The sequence below is a fragment of the Gammaproteobacteria bacterium genome, assembly GCA_041395445.1.
Lineage (GTDB): Bacteria > Pseudomonadota > Gammaproteobacteria > Xanthomonadales > Marinicellaceae > NORP309.
Window position 1 is genome coordinate 37,917 of the sequence record JAWLAO010000009.1, and the last position, 24,159, is coordinate 62,075.

Annotated in this window: 19 protein-coding genes; 11 read left to right on the forward strand and 8 right to left on the reverse strand. The window is 39.5% G+C overall.

All coding sequences use genetic code 11. The features are described 5' to 3' along the window. Window positions 1-6: 6 nt before the first annotated feature. Entirely contained in the window at window positions 7-2,160 is a 2,154-nt protein-coding gene (locus R3F25_12615; protein ID MEZ5497643.1) for a DUF1631 family protein, read from the reverse strand. A gap of 164 nt (window positions 2,161-2,324) precedes the next feature. Further along, window positions 2,325-5,459, reverse strand: a complete 3,135-nt coding sequence (putA, locus tag R3F25_12620) for a bifunctional proline dehydrogenase/L-glutamate gamma-semialdehyde dehydrogenase PutA (GenBank protein ID MEZ5497644.1) — start codon at window positions 5,457-5,459, stop codon at window positions 2,325-2,327. Window positions 5,460-5,813: 354 nt separating this feature from the next. Here putA and coxB point away from each other — a divergent pair, with 354 nt between their 5' ends. The 6 genes from coxB (at window position 5,814) to prpC (ending at window position 12,135) form a co-directional block, all read left to right on the forward strand. After that, the gene (coxB, locus tag R3F25_12625; GenBank protein ID MEZ5497645.1) at window positions 5,814-6,698 is read left to right on the forward strand and encodes a cytochrome c oxidase subunit II; all 885 of its coding nucleotides are present in this window, start codon (window positions 5,814-5,816) and stop codon (window positions 6,696-6,698) included. 21 nt (window positions 6,699-6,719) lie between these two features. After that, a complete protein-coding gene (ctaD, locus tag R3F25_12630; protein ID MEZ5497646.1) occupies window positions 6,720-8,339 on the forward strand; it encodes a cytochrome c oxidase subunit I in 1,620 nt (539 codons plus the stop codon). A gap of 123 nt (window positions 8,340-8,462) precedes the next feature. Further along, a complete protein-coding gene (locus R3F25_12635; protein MEZ5497647.1) occupies window positions 8,463-8,990 on the forward strand; it encodes a cytochrome c oxidase assembly protein in 528 nt (175 codons plus the stop codon). A gap of 14 nt (window positions 8,991-9,004) precedes the next feature. Further along, entirely contained in the window at window positions 9,005-9,877 is an 873-nt protein-coding gene (locus R3F25_12640; protein MEZ5497648.1) for a cytochrome c oxidase subunit 3, read from the forward strand. Window positions 9,878-10,108: 231 nt separating this feature from the next. Next, window positions 10,109-10,996: a methylisocitrate lyase gene (prpB, locus tag R3F25_12645; protein ID MEZ5497649.1), complete on the forward strand. Its 888-nt coding sequence runs from the start codon at window positions 10,109-10,111 to the stop codon at window positions 10,994-10,996. An 11-nt stretch (window positions 10,997-11,007) separates the two neighbouring features. After that, window positions 11,008-12,135 (forward strand): 2-methylcitrate synthase, encoded by a 1,128-nt coding sequence (gene prpC, locus R3F25_12650; protein ID MEZ5497650.1) that lies wholly within the window; start codon window positions 11,008-11,010, stop codon window positions 12,133-12,135. 266 nt (window positions 12,136-12,401) lie between these two features. Here prpC and R3F25_12655 read toward each other — a convergent pair whose 3' ends face one another. The 4 genes from R3F25_12655 to acnD all read right to left on the reverse strand — a co-directional run bounded on the left by R3F25_12655 (window position 12,402) and on the right by acnD (window position 17,613). Further along, window positions 12,402-13,175, reverse strand: coding sequence for a sulfite exporter TauE/SafE family protein (locus tag R3F25_12655; GenBank protein MEZ5497651.1), 774 nt, complete (start codon window positions 13,173-13,175; stop codon window positions 12,402-12,404). Window positions 13,176-13,303: 128 nt separating this feature from the next. After that, on the reverse strand, window positions 13,304-14,476 hold the full coding sequence (gene prpF / locus R3F25_12660; protein MEZ5497652.1) for a 2-methylaconitate cis-trans isomerase PrpF: 1,173 nt from the start codon (window positions 14,474-14,476) through the stop codon (window positions 13,304-13,306). A gap of 9 nt (window positions 14,477-14,485) precedes the next feature. Next, on the reverse strand, window positions 14,486-14,911 hold the full coding sequence (locus R3F25_12665; protein MEZ5497653.1) for a hypothetical protein: 426 nt from the start codon (window positions 14,909-14,911) through the stop codon (window positions 14,486-14,488). Window positions 14,912-15,021: 110 nt separating this feature from the next. Next, the gene (gene acnD / locus R3F25_12670) at window positions 15,022-17,613 is read right to left on the reverse strand and encodes a Fe/S-dependent 2-methylisocitrate dehydratase AcnD (protein ID MEZ5497654.1); all 2,592 of its coding nucleotides are present in this window, start codon (window positions 17,611-17,613) and stop codon (window positions 15,022-15,024) included. Between the two features lie 298 nt (window positions 17,614-17,911). Between acnD and R3F25_12675 the strand changes: the two genes are divergently transcribed. The 4 genes from R3F25_12675 to R3F25_12690 are packed head-to-tail and all read left to right on the forward strand — an operon-like array spanning window position 17,912 to window position 21,914. Further along, entirely contained in the window at window positions 17,912-18,493 is a 582-nt protein-coding gene (locus tag R3F25_12675) for a PepSY-associated TM helix domain-containing protein (GenBank protein ID MEZ5497655.1), read from the forward strand. Beyond that, complete coding sequence (locus tag R3F25_12680; protein ID MEZ5497656.1) at window positions 18,490-18,999, forward strand: DUF2271 domain-containing protein; 510 nt, start codon at window positions 18,490-18,492, stop codon at window positions 18,997-18,999. The genes R3F25_12675 and R3F25_12680 overlap by 4 nt, the downstream gene beginning before the upstream one ends. A gap of 12 nt (window positions 19,000-19,011) precedes the next feature. Further along, the gene (locus R3F25_12685; GenBank protein ID MEZ5497657.1) at window positions 19,012-19,821 is read left to right on the forward strand and encodes a DUF4198 domain-containing protein; all 810 of its coding nucleotides are present in this window, start codon (window positions 19,012-19,014) and stop codon (window positions 19,819-19,821) included. Between the two features lie 17 nt (window positions 19,822-19,838). Further along, on the forward strand, window positions 19,839-21,914 hold the full coding sequence (locus R3F25_12690; protein ID MEZ5497658.1) for a TonB-dependent receptor: 2,076 nt from the start codon (window positions 19,839-19,841) through the stop codon (window positions 21,912-21,914). A gap of 43 nt (window positions 21,915-21,957) precedes the next feature. Here the strand turns inward: R3F25_12690 and R3F25_12695 are convergent, their stop codons facing one another. Beyond that, window positions 21,958-22,329 carry a nuclear transport factor 2 family protein gene (locus R3F25_12695; GenBank protein ID MEZ5497659.1) on the reverse strand — a complete coding sequence of 124 codons (372 nt, stop codon included), beginning with the start codon at window positions 22,327-22,329 and terminating at the stop codon, window positions 21,958-21,960. A gap of 195 nt (window positions 22,330-22,524) precedes the next feature. On the opposite strand from R3F25_12695, the gene R3F25_12700 reads away from it, so the two are divergent. Continuing rightward, complete coding sequence (locus tag R3F25_12700; protein ID MEZ5497660.1) at window positions 22,525-23,427, forward strand: hypothetical protein; 903 nt, start codon at window positions 22,525-22,527, stop codon at window positions 23,425-23,427. Between the two features lie 77 nt (window positions 23,428-23,504). Here the strand turns inward: R3F25_12700 and R3F25_12705 are convergent, their stop codons facing one another. After that, a complete protein-coding gene (locus R3F25_12705; protein MEZ5497661.1) occupies window positions 23,505-24,143 on the reverse strand; it encodes a hypothetical protein in 639 nt (212 codons plus the stop codon). Window positions 24,144-24,159 lie beyond the last annotated feature (16 nt).

A 24,159-nucleotide genomic window follows, 5' to 3' on the forward strand; every position in this document is an offset into this window, starting at 1 on the left:
TTAAATTTATTTAGCAGCCTGTGGAATCCCCATTATATTTATAATTTTGTTATAAATACTACTCAAAACACCTTTAAAATATTCTTTTTTCTCAACTTCAACAATTCTAATTTTTTTCGCTACTATATCTTTGGCTAGAGATGACAAAGATTGTTCATAAGGTTTATTACCAATCAAAGATACAAATAAAGCATTGTTAGAAACAGGACTAAACCAGCTTAGCTTTCTTCTGATTTCTGATGAGTTCTCATCGCCATTAAAATCAAAGAATGTTCCAAAAGGTAAAAGTTTAAAACGAGTCAATTGAGACTTCTCCTCTTCAGTTAAATTCTCATACTCATCTTTCTTAGTTTTTTGAGCAGATATTTTATTTTCAGAAAGGGGAATTTTTTCTTTAATGGATGGAACATCAATGATTTGGATTTCCTTCTCATCTTTTCCATCCATCACTGCTAAAGAACACTCTTTAATGTTCAACAGCACATTGGTTTTATCATTAACCGAATATCCCAATTCATTCATTATCAAATCTGTATGATGCAAAGATTCAATTTTTTGTTTTGGAGTCAGTTTTCTCACCATCTCTGCATGTGTCATTTGCGCAATACAGGTTGCCGTACTAACAATCTTTCTCCACTCAGAAGATTCTTCTCCTTCACGTAACAAAACCAATATCAATTTATCTTTAAAAGCCGTCAGCAGCAATTGCTTGATAAAATGGGGAATAGAAAGATTAATCAGTTCATCAATAATTTGATTGACGCGCATCCGAGCTCTTTCCATTTTTTCCTTACCTTTACTAACACTCACCCACTTTTGCTCTGCTCGCTGAGCTCGAAGCTCTGTCATCTCCAGATATGCGGTTAAATCCTCATTGGCTGTTTTAAAAGCGGTATCACTTCCATCAAAATTTCCTGCAACGTGCTTACTGAATTTCTGTAAATCATCAACAACCTTGGTTCCATGCCATTTTTGTGAGGCCTGAATGATATTTTCCAGATATTCTCTGGCAGGGTGCTTGTCATCCTCAAAAAATTTCATGTTAGCTGTTGCCAGTCTCAATAATGGAATACTGATTGCGTCAATCGAAGAAATAACATTCTGATCAATGTTACTATCATTCTGAACATGTTCATAAAACAGACCCATCACCTCCATCGCATTTTGATGTTGAGGACTCAGCTTAGGGTAAAAGACTCCGGTAGTGTTTTTAATTGTATCTAACAAATTTTCCTTAAATTGCCTTCCAATTCCTCGATTTTTTGGCATTTGGCTCAAAACCTTGTCAAGAGTGTCAGCATCCACATTAACAGGAGCATTGATGTTTTCAACAGGTATCTGTTGTTCTCTGCGATTGGATAGGAAATTAAAAATCTCATTGACTGTGTGATTTTCAGAGTGAACTTTAGCACCAGAGACATCATTCTGTTTGCTACTCTCAACCTTGGAATCAGGGTTTTCCGTATTTTTTTGTTCAGCCGCTCGTTGCGCGGTGCTTTTATTCGAAGGCTTCTGAGAAATTAGATTTTTGTATTCAAACTTGATATTAGGTAATATACCTGCCTGCTCAAATTCCTGATTAATCTGAAGATACATGCCCTCAAGGTTGATTATTAACAACCTTGTCAACTCTCTAATCATTAGAGTTTTAGTTTTAATACTGACTTCCAGCAAGTCAAAAAGCTGGCTGTAAACCCAAACAACTGAACTAGCTCCGAACGGCATATTGAATTTATCAATTTTTCGGGAAGCGTAAATAACCTTAAACCTTTTTTCCAAGGCATAAAGATATTTTGTGAATTTAATATCGAGAACTGATTCCAGTTGAGTAAAAGCTAATGTAATTTCCAGATCTTCATCATTTACCAAAGAAAGCTTTATTTCTTCTTCATTATTTCTGACCTGTTTGTAGATTTCATCAGGCATGGAGTCGATGATTGATAACAATGGGTCTTTTGTCCCGGCTGAGCTTTTTTTCAGCAAGTTAAACTGCTCAAAAATCTTCACCTCTTCAGAGTTCGATTGAGCTTTCTCAGATTTTGAAAATAGTACATTCAGAGTTTTCTTTATCGATTCATCAAAACTCCTGACCAGCGATTTTTCAAAAAAAAACAAACACCGATCTATAATCAAGTGTTGCCTAGCTGCTTGTTTCTGCATTTTCTTTCCAATATATCCCCATTCCAGACCAATAATATATCAGATTTATTGAATAAATCAAAATGACTAACTTGTAAACTTTTGTCAAGTCAACCAAGAAAAAGTTTAGAAAAGCCTAATTTGTTAGTGGTCAACCATAAAAACTTAAGGTTTTAAAAACTATTTTAATCTTCACTAATCTCCAACAAATCAGCATTTCCACCAACTGCAGATATATTGTTGGTTATCGTTGTTTCAGTTATGAATCTTTCCAGATAGTTTGGGCCTCCTGCTTTTGGACCTGTGCCTGACAAACCCAGCCCTCCAAAAGGATGAACACCGACAACGGCTCCGATAGTGCTACGATTGATGTAGCAATTTCCAACTCTGATACGCGAAACAATATGCTCGATAGTATTGTTAATTCGAGAATGCACTCCGAAGGTTAAACCAAATCCCGTTGAGTTAATCTCATTAATCACTTTATCCAGCTCCGATGCTTTGAAACGAATGACATGCAAGAATGGACCAAAAACTTCTTCTTTCAGTACATTAATTGAATCTATCTCAAAAGCATGAGGAGGAAAATAATATCCTTGTAAATTTTCAGGAATGCTCAATGCTTTAATGAGTTTGCCTTTTTCCTGAATAAAATCAACATGCGCATTGAGTTTGTTCAGTGCCGTTTGATCTATGAGCGGACCGACATCTGAATAATAGTTTTCAGGGTGATTGATGCTCATCTCCTGCATTGCACCCGCCAGCATTTTCAGAACATTATCGGCGATATCCTCTTGGACATATAAAACCCGTAAAGCCGAGCATCTTTGACCGGCGCTAACGAATGCTGAAGCCACCACATCTTTGACCAGTTGTTCCGGCAATGCCGAAGAATCAGCAATCATACAGTTTTGACCACCTGTTTCGGCAACTAAGGTGGCAATTGAAGCATTTTTTCTACTTGCCAGATTAAGATTAATCACACGCGCGGTTTGAGTTGAACCAGTAAATACCACTCCGCTTATTTTTTCAGATTGGCAAAGAACATTCCCAATTTCCCGACCTAAACCGGGAACAAATTGAAAGACCTCCTGTGGAACACCAGCTTGATGAATTAAACAAGCTGTAAAATATCCAATAATTGATGTTTGCTCTGCCGGTTTAGCGATGACACAGTTACCGGTGACCAGAGCTGCAACAATTTGCCCTACATAAATTGCTAAAGGAAAGTTCCACGGACTGATGCATACGAACGTCCCTTTGCCGCTAAAACTTAAAAAATTGCTTTCCCCTGTTGGTCCGGGCATTTTTTCAGCTTCTGACATTTTTTCAATCGCATGATAGGCGTAATATCTACAAAAATCCATGGCCTCTCTGATTTCTGAAATGCTGTCAGTCAAACTTTTCCCGGCTTCATGCCTGAGCAAATGCAGAAGCATATCACGATTTTCATGAATCAAATCAGCAACTTTATTGATAACTTCCGCCCGGTGATTCACATTCGTTGCATTCCATGCGGGAAAGGATTTTGAAGCGTTTTGGATAGCAAGTTCAGCATCTTTAGCATTCGCAAAAATATTGTAGCCGACAAGATAATTCGAATCCGCCGGAGAATAAACCTCTTGCGACGTTGATTCACCTCTATATCCCGGAATCAAAGGTGTACAAGTTATCTTTTGTAATTTGAAATTCTCCAATTTCTCTTGCAAATTATTAAAAGTCTGTAAATCAGCTAAATTAATTCCCTGAGAATTATTTCTTTTTGGTAGATAAATCTCCATTGGCAATGAAATTTGCGGATGGCGATGATTGGAATGTGATCGTACCACCTCAATCGGATCTTGAGTAATGTCATCAATACCCAACTCTAAATCGACTAAGCGATTCACAAATGATGTGTTCGCACCATTTTCAAGCAATCTTCTCACCAAATAAGGTAACAAATCCTCATGAGAGCCCACAGGAGCATAAACCCGACAAGGAACATTAAGTCCTTTTGGGTCAATCGTCTGTTTGTGTAAGGCTTGACCCATTCCATGCAATCTTTGAAACTCATAACCAACATTATCACCGGCCATCACTCTGACAGCAGCAACAGTATTGGCATTGTGTGTGGCAAATTGAGGATAAAATTTATCACGGTTTTTCAACAAAGTGGTTGCACACGCCAAATAAGAAATATCTGTGTTCACTTTTCGGGTAAATACCGGATAGTCATCCAAACCTTGCTCTTGAGCTCTTTTTATTTCAGTATCCCAATAAGCACCTTTGACCAATCGTAATGGAATTTTATGACCATATTTATCATTCAATGAAACCAGAAAATCAATGACTGCTGATGCTCTTTTCTGAAACGCCTGAACCACCAAACCGAAACCGTTATAATCTTTCGGACATTGGCTATAAACTTGTTCAAAAACCAAAAGCGACAATTCCAAACGGTCGGCTTCTTCAGCATCAACAGTCACCGCCATATTCAACGAGGCGGCTAAATCAACAATTTGCTTCACTCTCGGGACCAATTCTTTCAAAACACGTCCGACATTTGCAATTTCATAACGTGGATGTAAAGCAGATAATTTGATGGAAATGGTCGCAGCCTCTTCAATCTTCTTTTTGGCATTATATTTAGCAATCACACTCACAGCATCAAGATAGGCTTTCAGATATCTGTCAGCATCCGCTTGAGTTAATGCAGCCTCTCCAAGCATATCGAATGAAAAACGATAATCACGATGCTTTTTTGTTTGCGAGCGTTTCAGAGCTTCATCAATGGTTCTTCCCATGACAAATTGTCTGCCCATCACTTTCATTGCCTGATAAATTCCTTTTCTGACGACTGGTTCACCGGTTTTGTTCAGTAGCTTGTCGAATATTTTTGACAAGCCTTTTTTATCTTCATCAATGTGAATGATTTTACCGGTCAGCATCAAACCCCATGTCGAGGCGTTAACAAATGTTGAGTCACTTTTACCCATGTGTGACTTCCAATCTCCATCGAGCAACTTATCCTTAATTAGTTTTTCGGCCGTTCCTTTATCCGGTATTCTTAGCAAGGCCTCAGCCATACACATCAGTACAATTCCTTCTTTGGATGACAAATCATACTCCTTCATAAAGGCATCAACACCATCCATATCCTTGATTTGGCTCCTTACATTTTTGACCAATTTAACTGCTAGTTCTTTGATTTCCGCCCGAGCTTTAAAACCCGGATTAGCTTGTTCAAGCAGTTCATTAACTAAGGTGTTTTCATCCTTGAGAAAATTTTCAGACAATCCTTTAATTGGAGATGTTTTTTGACCGGAAAAATAATTCACTGTTTCGCCTTAACAATTTTGTAATTGCGGCTATTATAATTGAACATGACTTTGGCTTGGTAGAATATTTTTTGGATTTTGGAATATCAATTCTAGGTATTAAAAATTGAGAAATTACATGGCGGATTTACAGCAAAAGCAGGACAAATTATTCATTATATTAGAATTTTCTAATATAAATAAAATTTGATAAATTTCATAAATCAATGCGACTTTTTCAAATTGCTCATGCTAAACTACCGTCGATTGGTAGAGGCATCATCATTAGTTCAGGCAGATATTGCCGGCAACTGAGTTACTCTGAATGCATCAAAGTTTAAACGCCAAAAGAAAATCAATGAGGTTATAGAATCAATGAATAAAACAACAAAAAGTTGTAAAAGAGGGTATTTAAGTCTCTTTTTTACAGTTCTGGGCACATTTATTTCCGGCTTTGCCTACGCTGAATATGGTGTAAATATGACACAAGGTGTGACCGAATTCAGTCAAACAGCTTATGATTTACACATGATTGTTTTCTGGATTTGTGTGGTCATAGCCGTTCTGGTTTTTGGAACAATGATTTATTCCATGTTTGCACATAGAAAATCAAAAGGTGTCGAAGCGGCACAGTTTTCACACAGCACCAAAGCAGAAGTAATCTGGACGATTATTCCTATTCTGATTTTGGTTTCTATGGCAGTTCCTGCGACTAAAGCACTAATGAGAATGGAAGCTCCAAAAGATGAAAATGGTGAACACCTCAATATGGAAATGACGGTAAAAGTTACAGGTTATCAATGGAAATGGAAATATGAGTATCTGGGAGAAAATGTTTCTTTTCTAAGCACTTTGAAAAGAGATAGCGACATGGCTCGTCAGATTGGTGATTTCCCAAATAAAAAACGACCGGGTGAAATTGAAAATTATCTGTTAGACGTCGATCAACCATTGGTTATACCGGTGGATACCAATATTAGATTCTTACTCACTTCCAATGACGTGATTCACTCTTGGTGGGTTCCACAGTTTGGCTGGAAAAGAGATGCAATTCCCGGTTATGTGAACGAAGCATGGACAAATGTTAAGGAAGTTGGTACTTATCGTGGTCAATGTGCTGAATTATGCGGTAAAGACCATGGATTTATGCCAATTGTTGTTGAAGTAAAATCTAAAGAAGACTTCGCTAAATGGCTGAGTGAGCAGAAAGGTGAAAACCTTGCAGGCGATGTATCTGTTCAAACACTAGCTAAAAACTGATAATATTTGAGGGTAGAGAAAATGAGTCATACTACAACTTTAGATCACGAACACGACCATGACCACAAACCCAAAGGTTTTGTAAACAGATGGTTAATGACAACAAACCATAAAGATATCGGTACTCTTTATCTGGTTTTCGCACTGATTATGTTCATTGCCGGCGGTGCGTTGGCGATGATTATTCGTCTTGAATTGTTCCAACCCGGATTGCAATTTGTTGAGCCTGATTTCTTCAACCAGCTAACAACCATGCATGCATTGATAATGGTATTTGGTGCTGTAATGCCTGCTTTCGTTGGTTTTGCTAACTGGATGATTCCAATGATGATTGGCGCTCCTGACATGGCATTGCCAAGAATGAATAACTGGTCATTCTGGATTTTACCTTTTGCTTTTATTATGCTGGGTTCTACCTTCTTTATGGATGGCGGTGCTCCTGCTGCAGGTTGGACACTATATCCTCCTCTGGTTTTACAAGGTGGTAAAAATCTGGCATTTGCGGTATTTGCAATCCACATGATGGGTATTTCTTCAATCATGGGTGCAATTAACGTTATTGCTACAATCATGAACATGCGAGCTCCGAATATGGGCTACTTGAAAATGCCATTGTTTGTATGGACATGGTTGATCACTGCTTTCTTGTTGATTGCTGTTATGCCTGTATTTGCGGGCGCAGTAACCATGCTGTTAACTGATCACTATTTCGGTACAACATTCTTTAACGCTGCCGGTGGTGGTGATCCGGTCTTATTCCAGCATATTTTCTGGTTCTTCGGACATCCTGAAGTTTATATTATGATTCTTCCATCATTTGGAATCATCTCTGAAATTATTCCTACTTTTGCTCGTAAGCCATTGTTTGGTTATGTTTCTATGGTTTATGCATCAGCAGCAATTGCATTCTTGTCATTCATCGTTTGGGCTCACCACATGTTTAGTGTTGGTATGCCATTTGGTGCAGAATTGTACTTCATGTATGCAACTATGCTGATTTCGATTCCGACAGGAGTCAAAGTATTCAACTGGGTTGCAACCATGTGGAAAGGGGCGATGACATTTGAAACACCAATGTTGTTTGCGATAGCATTTGTAATTCTATTCACCATTGGTGGTTTCTCTGGATTGATGATGTCAATTGCTCCGGCTGATTTCCAGTATCATGATACCTACTTCATTGTTGCACACTTCCACTACGTTCTGGTAACAGGTGCAGTATTTGCAATTATCGGCGGAGTCTATTACTGGATTCCAAAATGGACTGGTAACATGTACTCAGAAAGACTAGGGAAAATCCATTTCTGGTGGTCAACAATTTCTGTCAATGTTCTGTTCTTCCCGCAACATTTCTTAGGTTTAGCTGGAATGCCAAGACGTATTCCTGATTATTCAACTCAATTTACTGAGTTTAACATGTGGTCAAGTATTGGTGGATTCGCTTTTGGTTTGGCACAAGTCTTCTTCTGCATTATTGTTTGGAGAACTGTCAAAGGTAAAGGCACCACAAAAGCAACAGACAGAGTTTGGGATAGTGCAAAAGGTTTAGAATGGTTTGTACCATCTCCGGCTCCTCATCACACTTTCCAGGATGGAGCACCTGTTAAAGATGAACAATTAGCGCACGTTTCATCACACTAATACAGATATGTCCAATAACGATATCGAGCAAAGAAGAAAAGCAGCCCGACGCACAGCGTTAGGGTTGCTTGTGTTTGCGATAGCAATGTTTTCGGCTTTTTATATGCTGAACTTTAGATAATTATGAATAAAACGGTTTTAAAAACAACAATCGTATCAGTCCTGATGTTCGGATTTGCATTTGCTTTAGTTCCGCTCTATGACACTTTCTGCGAGCTCACCGGCTTGAATGGCAAAACCGGAGATCCTGTGGCTGAAGATATTATCAAAAAACAGGTTGTTGATGAAAATCGTGAAATCACTGTTCAGTTTGATGCCAATGTCAACTCACAACTTAACTGGGAATTCCGACCCACTGAATTCAATATGAAAGTTGTGCCTGGTAAGTTGTATAAAACTGAATATTACGCAAAAAATTTATCAAAAAAGAGAGCCATTACCGGCAGAGCCACCTATAGCGTTGCTCCGGGTAAAGCCTCTTTATATTTTAACAAAACAGAATGTTTCTGTTTTACCGAACAAACTTTAGAACCACAGGAAGAAGTATTAATGCCTGTGACTTTCATTGTAGATTCGAATTTACGAGAAGACGTCGATATCATGACGTTGTCTTATACTTTTTATGAATTTGATTCAAAAAACAAAATTTAGAAACGAGGGGTAAAATGTCAAATACAAATACTGAACAATATTTTGTGCCACATAAAGCACGTTGGCCGATTGTCGGCTCAATTGGCATGACATTAACAGCAGTCGGTGCTGCTACTTTCATGAACAGCTCATCTTCACATACTCCAGTATTGATGTACCTTGGTTTTGCAGTCATTATTTTTATGATGTTTGGCTGGTTTGGTGAAGTTGTCAAAGAATCTGAAAGTCAAATGTATAACGAACAAGTTGATACATCATTCAGAATGGGAATGGTGTGGTTTATCTTCTCAGAAGTGATGTTCTTTGCATGTTTCTTTGGCGCACTCTGGTATGTTAGAAATTTTGCAGTGCCTTGGCTTGGTGGCGAAGGAACCGGTTCTTGGACAAATAATGAAATTTGGTCCGGTTATGAAGGTGTTTGGCCAACAAACGGTCCTGCAAATGTTGGTGGTGAATTTGAACTAATCGACCCTTACCACTTGCCTTTAATTAATACCATTTTACTGATGGCGAGTTCCATCACTTTAACAATCGCTCACCATGCCTTGATTAAAGGACTTCGTAAGAAAACAATCGGTTGGTTGATTGCAACGGTTATTCTTGGTGCGACATTCTTGTTCTATCAAGCTGAAGAGTATATTGAAGCCTATCAACATCTTGGTTTGACATTAGGTTCAGGAATTTATGGCTCAACATTCTTTATGCTCACCGGCTTCCACGGTATGCATGTAACATTAGGCGCAATTATGTTGACTGTTATCACCATTCGTATGATAAAAGGTCATTTCAAGCCGGACAGCCATTTTGGTTTTGAAGCGGTGGCATGGTACTGGCACTTTGTTGATGTTGTATGGATTGGCTTGTTTATATTTGTTTATATCATGTAATTTAAACATAATCACCCTATTTAAAAAACGCTCTGACAACAGGGCGTTTTTTTTGATATTCTAAAAAATCAGACACCTTATATAAGCACTCTCTAATTAGTCTTTTGCCAATCATTCTGGTATAATCCGCAGCGAATTTTTTTGGTGTTTTTTAAAAAATCAAACAAAAGTATAATTGCACAAAAGATTACAATACCGACAATATTAACCACTGGCAAGTAAAATAATATCATGACAAAGACAATACAATCCGCCGGATTAAAATTCAGAGAAGCTGTCAACAATAACAAACCGCTTCCGGTTGTTGGAACTATTACCGCCCTCACCGCTTTGATGGCAGAACAAACTGGTCATAAAGCCATTTATTTATCCGGTGGCGGAGTGGCTGCCAACTCTTTGGGAATGCCGGATTTGGGAATCAGCTCATTGGAAGATGTGTTGACTGATGTCAGAAGAATTACAGATGTTTGTTCCTTACCGTTGTTAATTGATATCGATACCGGTTGGGGAGGAGCTTTCAATATAGCCCGAACCACACGAAGTGTGATTAAAGCCGGAGCAGCGGCCATGCACATGGAAGATCAGGTCTCGCAAAAGCGTTGCGGACACCGCCCTAATAAAGAAGTTGTCACTAAAGAAGAAATGGTTGACCGTATCAAAGCAGCTGTTGATGCCAGAACGGATGATAATTTCGTGATTATGGCTCGTACTGATGCTTTAGCGGTTGAAGGTTTAGATTCAGCCATTGAACGAATGAACGCTTATGTGGAAGCCGGAGCAGACATGCTTTTCCCCGAAGCCGTTCAATCATTAGAGCAATATCAAAAAATCAAAGCCTCTGTGAATGTTCCGATTCTGGCGAATATCACCGAATTCGGTAAAACCGAACTCTATTCGCAATCCGAACTAGCACAGCATGGTGTCGATATCGTGCTTTATTGTTGTTCCGCTTATCGTGCGATGAATAAAGCCGCACAAACGGTTTACCAAGCGATACTCAAAGACGGGCATCAACGCAATGTCGTGGAAATTATGCAACCCAGAGAAGACATGTATCAATTTCTGGGCTATCACAAATACGAACAAAAACTCGATGAATTATTCTCAAAAGACAAATAAGGAGAAAACAAATGGCAGGTAAGAAAAAAGTTGGCGGAGCAGGTCTTCGCGGACAATCAGCTGGTGAAACCAAACTCTGTACGGTTGGTGTTTCCGGTTCCGGTTTAACCTACAACGGTTATGACGTTTCAGATTTAGCTGAAAACACCACATTTTATGAAACCGCTTATCTGATATTTCACGGAGAACTTCCTAATCAACAGCAATTGGATAAATATGCTGCAAAAATCAAAGCCAATCGTGGTTTACCGGAAGAAGTGAAGAAAACCTTGGAAATGATTCCAAAAAGCACACATCCGATGGATGTCATGCGCACCGGTTGTTCCATGCTTGGTAACATCGAACCGGAAACAGATTTCTCCCAACAACAAGATGCCGCCGACAGACTTTTAGGAGCTTTTCCTTCAATTATCTGTTACTGGTACAAATTTAGCCACGAAGGTGTTCGTATCGAAACAGAAACCGATGATGATTCAATCGGCGGGCATTTCTTACACATGCTTCATGGCAAAAAGCCAAGTGACTTACATGCTCGTGTAATGGATGTTTCACTAATTCTATATGCCGAGCATGAATTCAATGCTTCAACATTCACAGGTCGTGTGGTTGCTTCCACATTATCTGATATGTATTCCTGTGTGACTGCTGCGGTCGGAGCCTTACGAGGACCTTTACACGGCGGAGCTAATGAAGCCGCTATGGCAATGCTATCACAATGGAAATCTGTTGATGAAGCCATTGCCGGAATTGACGAGATGCTCGCAACAAAACAACTCATCATGGGATTTGGACATGCGGTTTACACCGAATCCGACCCAAGAAATGCTCTAATCAAACGCTGGAGTAAAGAACTCTCCGAAGAGGTTGGTGACGAATGCCTATACGATGTCAGCTGTGCCGTTGAGAAGAAAATGTGGGATGAAAAACGCATCTTCCCTAACGCTGACTTCTTTCACGCCTCCGCCTATCATTTCATGGATATTCCAACCAAACTGTTTACTCCAATCTTTGTCTGCTCAAGAATCACCGGCTGGGCAGCACACGTAATGGAACAACGCGCTAACAACCGCATTATCAGACCAAATGCCGATTATGTCGGAGTTGGACCAAGAAAAGTTGTGCCGATCAGCGAAAGATAGTTCCGAAAGTTCAGACTTTGAAAAACTGCATAGGCACGGTTTAATATCGTGCCTTTTTGTTTGTTAAGGAACACAGAGTTTCACAGAGAAGACACGGAGTTACACAGAGATAATTTATTGTCTTCCTGAGCTGATACTTAGAACAAGCTGAAAGCAAAAATACCTACTTTTCGTTTCCATCACGAAGTTTAAAATATTAAAACCCTCATGTCCTTTATGAACTTCATGGTTAATTTTCTTTTCATAAATAATCTATATTTTAACTATCAAATTAACCCTGAGATTAACCCCAAAGCGACTAGCAACAAAAAGGTAGAAACAAAAAAATGCACCGATTGAATGGTGACTTTTTTCAAAAGTATTCGTCCCAGATAAGCACCGATAAATGCTGAGAAACAAGCTGTAATAACCAATATCCAGTCGATTTGCGATTGTGTTTTTATAATGCTTTTGCCATAAACCGATAGTCGGGTGATATCAACCATAATCGCTACCATCACTCCGGTCGCAATAAATTGCTCTTTGGTTAATCCTGATTTGATTAGAAACATACTGCGGAACGCTCCCTGATTGCCTGTTAATCCACCAAAGAAACCACTGATAATTCCACCGATTGGCAGATATTTTTTATCAAAAGACAATCTGGAAAAAGCAGGAATCAATTCCAGAACCACAAAAATCAAAATTAGCCATCCAATGATAAATTGAAACAAACTGGTATCAAACGAATGTTGAAAAATCGTATAACCAACATGGAGATTGCTTTCCGCCAAGCCTTGTAATGCTTTTGCTCCTATGAAAGCAAAGACCAAAGCGGTTATTCCAAATCGTAGAAAGACCTGCCAGTTGACATGTTTGTAAAGCAATCCAATTTTGAAGAAATTATTTGCCAAATGGACGATTGCAGTAATTCCGATGGCAATCTCCAGTGGAAAAAACAATGCCACCACCGGCATCAGCAATGTACCTAAACCGAAACCTGAAAAGAATGTTAAAGTGGAAGCTGCTAATGCAACAAGTGATATGATTACGATTTCCATATTATGGCAAACCATATGTCATTCTGACTAAGCGAAGCGCATGGAAGAATCTCATGTGAGCCAAACTGAATTCCACTTTTTTGAGATATTTCCACTCACTTTGCTCGGTCAATATGGCAGTATTTTGATTACAAAACATCAGGAATATGAACCGTTCCTTGCATCAGAATCCTTGCACTTCGGCTCATGCTGACTTTTTGAACTTTCCATTCGCCATCAATTTGTTCAACTTCAGCACCGACTTTGAGGGTTCCTGAGGGATGTCCAAATCTTACCGAGTCTCTTTGTCCAACTCCGGCTGCCTGATTCACCAAAGTCCCCGGAATTGCTGAAGCTGTGGCGATTGCTACCGCAGCTGTCCCCATCATAGCATGATGCAATAAACCCATAGACAAAGCGCGGACATTGAGATCAATATCATCAGTTGAGATTTTTTTTCCACTCGATGAAGTATAGTTTTTTGCCGGAGCGACAAATGCTACCTTCGGGGTGTGCTGACGACCGACGGCTTCTTCAACAGAACTAATCAAACCCATTTTCACCGCACCATAGGCACGAATGGTTTCAAACATTTCCAAAGCCTTTTTATCTGAATTGATATCGCCTTGTAGTTCTGTTCCCAAATAATTGATATCTTCACCTTTCAAAAAAATGGTTGGTATTCCGGCAGTAATCATCGTCACTTCAAAAGTCCCTATTCCCGGAACTTCTAACGTATCAATCAAATTTCCGGTAGGAAATAACGCTTCATCACCGACCGGATTGACAAAGTCAATTTTGACTTCAGCTGCCGGAAACGTCACTCCATCGAGCTCGAAATCTCCGGTTTCCTGAACCTGACCATCGGTCATAGGAACATGAGCCAGAATGGTTTTTTTGATATTCGCTTGCCAGATTCGCACTACACAAATTCCGTTTTCTGGAATTCTATCCGCATCGACCAAACCGGATGCAATCGCAAACGAACCCACCGCGGCAGTCAGATTTCCACAGTTTCCACTCCAGTCCACAAAAGCACGATCAATCGCCACCTGACCGAACAGATAATCGACATCATGACCCGGCTCACTACTTTTCGACAAAATCACCGTTTTGGAAGTACTAGAAGTCGCTCCACCCATACCATCAGTCTGTTTGCCATAAGGATCGGGACTACCAATCACTCTCAGCAACATTCTGTCACGGGATTCTCCCGCAACTTGTGCCTTTTCGGGCAAATCTTTCAAATTAAAAAAAACTCCTTTGGAAGTTCCCCCGCGCATATAAGTCGCAGGAATTTTTATTTGTGGTTTGTGTTTCATATTTCTATATTAATGCTTAATTGAATATTCTGAACTGTGGTTTACAACAAAATACTTAGATTTTAACTTTTCAGCAGTATCAATATTTTTGAATCGTCTGAGATGGACATACCATTCACGTTTAATCTCATCTAAGTAATCTGCATGGGATAAAAAAGCAAATCGAATTGTTTCATTTTGATATAGCTTATTTATATTATCTAATATTTTCCCATCATAGACATACCAGTAAGACCACGGAATACAGTCAGGATTTTCCTGACATTCTTCACTAATCGAAGTAAGTCCTGTGAAATCAGATTTTGTTACTTTTACCACAAGCAATAAATCATTCTCAGACAATTCAAAAAAACTTAAAATTTCAGGGTTAGGTCCAGAGTATCTATGTACACAACCGGATAGTATAAGTAATAAAAAAATTAATATTTTCTTCATATCAAATTGGATTCAGAAGAGTGTTATTTTCTTCGTTGGCAAGGCAGGAGGGCGCAGTGTACATTTTGTACATGAGCACTCCTAACGCCGCATACGGGGAAAAGAACTTCTTATGAATTTGATTTAAGGAAATCATTAGCAAAACGCTGCAAAACGCCTCCGGCTTCGTAGATGGAGACCTCTTCGGCAGTATCCAGTCGGGATTTCACAGGGATTGTCACCTGCTCACCATTTTTACGATGAACGATCACCTGCATTTCAGCTCCCGGGGCGATTTCGCCCTGGACATCGTAGGTTTCAGTGCCATCGATATCATAAGTCCTACGGGTTTCACCGTTGACAAACTCCAGTGGCAAGACTCCCATACCTATCAGGTTGGTGCGATGAATGCGTTCAAAGCCTTCGGCAACTATGACTTCCACACCTGCCAATCGCACGCCTTTGGCGGCCCAGTCACGGGAAGAACCTTGTCCATAATCCTTGCCGGCAACTATAATCAAAGGTTGTTTGCGTTCCATATAAGTTTCGATGGTTTCCCACATGCGCATTTGTTTGCCTTCGGGTTCGAGTCTGGCTAATGAGCCTTGGATAATCTCACCGTTTTCATCAAGCACCATTTCATTCAGCAGTTTGGGATTGGCAAAAGTGGCTCTTTGTGCGGTCAGATGATCGCCTCTGTGCGTTGCATAGGAATTGTAATCTTCTTCCGGCACACCCATTTTATCCAGATAAGCTCCGGCAGCACTGGATTTCTGAATCGCATTGGATGGTGATAAGTGATCGGTGGTGATGTTATCTCCCAAAACCGCCAGCGGACGCATGTCTTTCATGGTTCGCTCACCTGCCAGCGCTCCTTCCCAATAAGGCGGACGTCGGATATAGGTACTCATCGGACGCCAGTCATATAAAGGATTTGCCGTTTGTCTATCATCAATATTCAGTTTAAACATCGGCTCATAAACCTGAGTAAAATGTTCCGGTTTAACCGATTCAGCAATCACCTGATCGACTTCGGCATTGCTTGGCCAGATGTCTTTCAATGTTATCGGATTGCCATCTTTGTCGGTTCCAAGCACATCTTTTTCGATATCAAAACGAATCGAACCGGCAATCGCATAGGCAATTACCAATGGTGGTGATGCCAAAAATGCTTGCGAAGCATGCGGATGAATTCGTCCGTCAAAGTTTCGGTTGCCTGACAATACAGCTGTGCTGTAGAGATTTCTATCCAGAACTTCTTGCTTGATTTTCGGATCTAATGCTCCACTCATGCCATTACATGAGGTGCAGGCATATCCAACAACACCAAACCCCAGTTTTTCAAGCTCTGGTAATAACCCTGCTTCTTTTAGGTACAAGGTCACAGCTTTGGAGCCCGGAGCCAGAGAGGTTTTTACCCATGGCTTTCGGGTCAATCCAATCTTATTGGCATTTCTGGCGATCAATCCGGCAGCAATCATATTGCGAGGATTGGAAGTATTGGTACATGATGTAATCGCGGCAATAATACAGGCTCCGTCGGGCATTAAGCCATCTTCGGAAGAATAATCACCTGTGATTCCTTTGGATGCCAAATCTTTAACTGCTACCCGTGCATGCGGATTGGATGGTCCGGCAATGTTTCTGACCACAGAGGACAAATCAAATGTCAAAACGCGCTCGTATTCGACATTTTTTAAATCATCTGACCAAAGACCAGTTTGTTTGGCATAGATTTCTACCAGTTTGACCTGCTCATCATCACGGCCTGTCAGATGCAAATAATCAATGGTTTGCTGATCAATCGAGAACATCGCAGCAGTGGCACCGAATTCAGGCGTCATATTGGAAATGGTTGCCCGTTCTCCCAAAGTCATGGCTGTTGCACCTTCACCATAAAACTCTAAATAGCTTGAAACCACTCGTTCTTTTCTTAGAAATTCAGTCAAAGCCAATACAATATCGGTACTGGTGATGCCTTCTTGAGGTTTACCTGTTAGTTCGACACCAATTATATCCGGCAAACGCATATAAGACGCACGACCCAACATGACGCTTTCGGCTTCCAGACCGCCAACACCAACCGAAATGACTCCCAAAGCATCAACCATCGGTGTGTGCGAATCGGTTCCCACAAGCGTATCAGGGAAAGCCACGCCGTCTTTAATCTGAACTACCGGAGACATGCGTTCCAGATTGATTTGATGCATGATGCCATTACCCGGAGGCACTACATTGACGTTTTTGAAAGACTTTTTACACCAGTCAATAAAATGAAAACGATCTTCGTTTCTGCGGTCTTCAATCGCCCTATTCTTCTCAAAAGCATCTTTCTCATAACCTGCATGTTCAACCGCCAAAGAATGATCCACTATCAACTGAGTCGGTACCACGGGATTGATTTGTGACGGGTCACCACCTTTTTCAGCTATGGCATCGCGCAAACCAGCCAAATCCACAAACGCGGTCTGACCGAGGATATCATGACAAACCACACGTGCCGGAAACCACGGAAAATCCAAATCCCGTTTACGCTCGATAATTTGTTTCAGCGATGCTGTCAGATTTTCCGGCGGACAACGGCGCACCAGATTTTCTGCTAAAACCTTGGAAGTATAAGGAAGTTTGTCATAAGCACCGGCCTGAATGTCTTCAACAGCGGCTCTGGTGTCAAAATAATCGAGATTGGAATTTGGTAAGGGTTTTCGGTAATTGTTGTTCATGCTTTCCCCAGTTGATTCTCATAAGTATAGATTTGATTCTGAATTATACAGTTTAATAAAATAGCTTTAAATAAATTTTCCAACAGTTCTAAAATGATAGAAGAAGTTTTCATAAATATATAAGTATTAATCCTCTCTGAGGAGACAGGTTGAGGTCATTCAAAAGGAAAAATATTTAGATTTTTTCTATTTTTTAATTGATAATGAGAATTATTATCATTATCATTCGCATTTACATTATCAGCACCTTGATTTGAAATTGAAAATTAAATCAAACAAAAACTACTTGAAAAAACAAATGCACACTTGGCACTGGATCAGTTCAGCTATTTCACTTGTGTGTATCATACTGTTTACAATAACAGGAATCACCCTCAATCATGCAAATTATTTTGAAGCTTCAGCAAACGAAATTATCATTGAGGAAACCATTCCTCAAGAACTTCTGAAAAAACTTAAAAATAATCCATCCTCTACTCTAACTGAGCTCCGCTCTTGGATAAAAACAGAGTCAAAACTCCCAACAGATATACTTCAGGGAGACATCGAAACGACCAACAATGAAATCTATATCCAAAAACCAATCCCAGGTGGTGACAAATGGCTATCTGTTGACCTGGATAAAGGAACCCTGTTGTACTCACACAGTGACAGAGGATGGATTGCATGGCTGAATGATCTGCACAAGGGAAGAAACACTCACGGAAGCTGGAACTGGTTCATCGATATATTTGCAATTGCTACATTAGTATTCTGCATTACCGGGTTAATTCTTTTATACATTCATTCCAAAAGACGACCTGCAACCTGGTACATCACCGCTGCCGGACTTGTTATTCCGGTCATTATAATTAATTTATTTACAAAATTGTCGCTATGAAAATACTTTCTGTCACCACATTACTATTAATAGCTCTTACAACATTTGCCGGAAATCAATCATCTGCCGATTTCACGTTAATAATAGAAGTCCCAAAAATAAATGTCTCTGAATACCATGCCCCTTACATTGCCAGTTGGATTGAAGACAGTAATCATCAAACTGTTATTCCTACAAGTCTTTGGTATGACAACCAAAAAAAGTGGTTGAAGGATATTCGTCAGTGGTGGAGAAAAACCGGAAGAACTCAATCAGCTCCTTATGATGGCGTTACTGGTGCGACCAGGAAGCCCGGCAAGCACAAAATCACATTGAAGAGTGACGAGATTGCTTCTCATTTAAAGAAGGGAAAATACTCCTTATTTATTGAAGCCTCCAGAGAAGTCGGCGGCAGAGAAGTGTTGGAAATTCCCTTTGACTGGCCATTAACAGAGAACTTTACAAAGTCAGTTAATGGCCAGTTTGAACTAAGCACAGTCACTCTTCAAATAAAATTCAATCAATAATAAGGAATCAGTATGAAATTCAAAATTATATTACTTACTTTTACAATTTTATATTCATTACAAACCAATGCCCATAAGAGGTGGTTTCTGCCAAATGAATTCAGTGTTTCTGAAAAACAATGGATTAGCATTGATGCCAGTCTGTCAAACAATATTTTTTACGCTGATAGGCCCTGGACACTTGATGGAATTCAAGTGATTCATCCCAACCTCCGCGCTTCTACAATTAGTAATCCTCAATATGGAAAAAGAAAAAACACTTTTGAGGTTTACCTTGAAGATACAGGAACAACAAAAGTGGCTTCCATCAGCAACATTTATTTTGCTCAGTTTGAATATTCAGTTCAAATGAATGAAGTCAAACGGATACGCTCATTTGACTATAATGAATTGATTTCCCAGATACCTGAAAATGCTAAGAATATAAAACTTTCAAAATCAATTTCCAGATTAGAAACCTATCTCACTTTAGGAGCTCCTTCATCTGCAGTCTTTAAGGCAACCGGTTCCGGATTAGAGCTATTACCAATTACACATCCAAATGATGTGTATGAAAATGAAGCGGCTCAATTTAAATTTTTGGTAGATGGCAAACCACAAAAAAATATAAAAGTCTCTCTCGTATGGGAGGGAACACGTTATCGGAATGATGAATCTGAAATCACTTTTATAACCAACGAGCAAGGTATCGTTACATTCACACCAGATAAGCCGGGTGCATATCTTTTAGAAGCATCATATAAAGGTAAATCTCCTGATACAGATAAATTTGAAAATTTACACATGAGTTATATGGCAACTCTAGAAGTTCTGCCGCAGTAATAATAAAAGGAAAAAAAATGAAAAAAACAATTAACAAAGGTCTTTGGGCCTCCACTCTTTTTGCGTCAACACTTTGCGCAGCACAAATAATTGAAAACAACGAAACAAAAGAAAATGAACAGACTCAGGAAGAAGTTTCTAAAATGGATTCGGTCAAGGTATGGGGAACAACCGTTCAGTCATCCTCTGTCAATATCGACGAAAAGTATCTCACTATGAGACAAGCCGATCACCTGAGTGACTTGTTGAGAAGCATACCCGGAGTTGATGTCGGAGGTTCACACTCACTCAATCAAAGAATAAATATCAGGGGTCTGGATGACAGGGATTTATTAATTACCATCGATGGCGCAGTGCAAAATACCTACATGTATCACCACATGGGAAATTTACAGATTCATGCAGACATTTTAAAGGCTGTAGAAATTGAGGTTGGAACAAACTCCGTAATCAATAGCGGATTAGGCGGATCGGTAAAGTTTAAAACTAAAGAGGCCAAAGACTTATTGGAGTATGGGCAAACAATCGGTGTCAGGACACAGGGTTCATTTGCCAGCAATGACTCTTCTGGAGGCTCTATTACAAGTTATGGACAACTCTCGAATAATGTCGATTTTCTGGCTTATTATAATTATGTTGACAGAAGCAATTTCACAGTTGGTGGCGGGAAAATATTAGGGAGCGACGGAGTTGTCATTAATGAATCTGGAGTTGTAAAAGGTCAAGCTGGAAGAACAAATGATGGTTTATTCAAACTGGGAATAGATCTTAGTCCTCTTCAACGCCTTGAATTTGGTATTGAGGGATACAGTGATAAAGGGAATTACAGTTATCGTCCGGATATGGGTCTTGCAACAGATATTGCAATCGCAGATGGCTTGGGACTCCCTTTGGTTTATCCGACAGAATTTTTAAGAGACACCTATACAATCAATTATGATTTAAGCTGGGGATCTAATTCCAATCTGGTTGCATCCGCTTACATGAATAAAAGTGACTTATGGAGAGACCAGACCTCACTGGCAAATGTACTATCAGGAAACCCAAAAATTGTAGAAGGAAATGCATTAAACAAAGGATTTAATATACTAGGGAACTCAACACTATCGGGCATAAACGAGAATGAATTGACTTATGGTATGGAGTTCTATGATTATGAAACCGAATATTCAAGAGACTACCAACTCACTTCCAGTGAGAATGCCAGCAATTTTGCAATCTATCTCCAGGATAAAATTGCTATTACTGACAAACTCTCTTTGACACCTGGAATACGCTATGATCGCTATAGCATTGACTCACAAATAGTCGATAATGACTTTGATGAGTTCACTTATGGTTTGTCTCTAGACTATAAGATAAACGAGAATCTGGCATTCCAAGTCAGCTCTACAGAAATCTTTAAAGGCCCTGAGTTATCAGAAATTTTTATAGGTGCAGGTCTGAACGATATTGAAAACCAATTGATTAAAGCAGAAACGGGCTACAATAATCAAGTTGTACTTAATTATAATCCTTCAGAAGCAATACACTTAGGTATGACTTATTACCACTCTAAAATTAATAACTATATCGATGAATCATTGGACACGAACATCGGTGATATTACTCTGAGGGGATATGAGTTTTTTATCAGCCATCAAAAGGGAAACTTGCTGGCATTGCTGAGTTATGCCAGCCAGGACAGTGAACTGAATGCTTTTGCAGATTTCATGAATTTGGATAATGCACGTCTCGACCGTGCAATTGGGGACAGTCTCAATCTTAATATTGATTACTCATTCCCGGAAAAAAATCTTGACCTTTACTGGAACACTCAGTTTATCGCCGACTTACCGGAAGAACTCGATACATCCGGTTCTGCAAGACAAAAAAATGCCTATACCATCCACAACCTTTCACTGCGGTGGATTCCCCAGAAGATGATTCAGGGAATGGAATTAACTTTTGGAATTGACAATATTTTCGATAAAAGTTATGCCTCCCACGCATCAAGAACCGGAGATTCAATACATCCCCGTTTTGGAGCACTTCATCTGACGGATTACGAACCAGGGAGAAATATTAAAACAACAGTTGCTTATCGTTTTTAATAAGTTATTGAGTGTTTTAGTGATAACATACTAAAACAGGCTGTTAGCTTTTCAGATAGTTTTCGGGGATGGACAATCCCTGAACTCTGAAAAAGCTGAGTTGATCAAAGTAACCTCGTTGAAAGAGAATCTTTCCATCAACAACATGAAAAAAACCACAACCTCTCAAACCTAAAGGATCACTCCATTCCAAAATTGCCCAATCACCGGATTCATGTAGTATTTCAATCTGACAAACCATTTCAGCTCTGCCAAACTCAACAGTGAATAATTTACGAATGGCATCTAAACCGACCAAAGGTTCGGTCACTACCTGATGATTGGTTGCATTTTCATGATATAAATTGCACAAACCATTGACATCGGCATTATTAAAACAGCCAACCCATTTTTCAACGACTTGTTTTGGTGTCATAACCCAATCCATTTACTTTAAAAATTCAATTCTAACTGAAAACTGAATAGATAGTCTTGGCAATTTGTGAAATATTTCTCAGAATGAAATGAATTAAAAAAAAACAGTCAACGCATTTGATAATGTTTCGTTCAAGCCTATAAGAATTTGACAGTTCTTTATGTTAAGATACTTTTCAAAAGAATGGGGAATATTATGAAAAACAAATTGATAGCTTTAATTTTTATGGTTTTAACTTTTGGTCAGGCTTGGTCAAAAGATGTCACAGTTCTTTCACAATCATCTGAAGCCGCTGATGGTTTGGACTTGATGGCGGTGAGTGAATTATTTAAGGAAACACCAAATCTGGAAGAGTTTGAAAAATCACTCAACGACCCGAATATCGGCATCAACAATCTGGATTTAGACAACAATGGTTATGTCGATTTTATTCGTGTTGTAGAAGATGCTGTTGAAGACACCCGCATCATCATTCTGCAAGCGGCTTTAGGCGAAGATGAATTCCAGGATGTTGCCACCATTGAAGTGGAAAAATCCGGCAATGACTATAACCTGCAAGTTCGTGGCAACGTCATTGTTTATGGACCTGATTATTACATTGCACCTTCGGTTGTACGAATCGCCACTTGGCCGATTCTCGGTTGGATTTATCGCCCGGTTTATCGTCCTTACCGTTCAACATTTTATTTCGGTTACTATCCTCGCTGGTGGAAACCATTCAGTCCGGTTCACGTCAATGTTTACCGTACCAGAACCGTCACTTTTACCAAGAGAAATACTTTTGTGGTGACAAAAAAAAACCGTGTAAAAACAGTTAACAAAGTCACTTACAAACCAAGTAATTCTAGCAAAGTAACACGCACAGTTGGAGTGAAGAAAACGACAACGAACGGAAAAACCACAACGGCTGTTGGGGTGAAGAAAACCCGAACAACTGCGATCGGAAACACGGTCACTACCAAAAAAGGAGTTAAAAGAACCAATAACAAAAATACAGGAACAAAAACCACCACCAAAGGTGTAAGGAAAACCAAAACAAACAAAGACGGTTCAAAAACCAAAGTAAAGAAAACTAAAAAAACCAAGAAAAAAGATTAAGTTATAAATCTTTATCAGTCAAAAAAGCCATTGGAATCATTTCAATGGCTTTTTGTTTGGAGAAAAAATCTAAAAAACTAGCCTTTCAACTCTTCTTCTACTTTCAAAAGTAGTTTTTTAATTTCTGCCTGACGACCTTTGTCAGCAACTTCACGTCCGGGACGAGGTGTGGCATTTTGAGCTTTAATTAAATGCTGTTTGGCTTTTTCGTACTCATCTTCTTCCTCATAGAGAAAATCAGCAAAGAAATAATTCGAGTCGATACCATCAGGGTTCAACTCTAAGCCTTTTTGCAGATATTTCAGGGCTTTTTTATCGCTGCCAAAGCTCAATGGCCAGCCCGGAACCTTGTAATATAAAACTCCAAGGCTGGTGTAAGCCGAGCCATTAAGAGCATCACCATCAATTTCGATGGCTTTTTCAAACGATTGCTTGGCATGTTTTGCCAGTTTTCCGGCGGAAAAAGTTCCGGCAACGCCGGCATAAGTGGAGTAAACAATGCCTTCCCAAACGAGGGCGTGTGGATTTTGTGGTTGTTTGAGAACTAAATTACTGGCGGCTTTTGCCAGATTTTCAAAGGCTTTTTCCTTAGCATCTTCATTGGTCAGGTAATTGACTTCCGCCCAATGTTTTTGAATTTCCATAACTTCAGGAGTCATTTCGGCATTGGCAACAATACTGCTGAGTAAAATTAATAAAATATATCTTTTTTTCATAAAATCACCTTGTTTG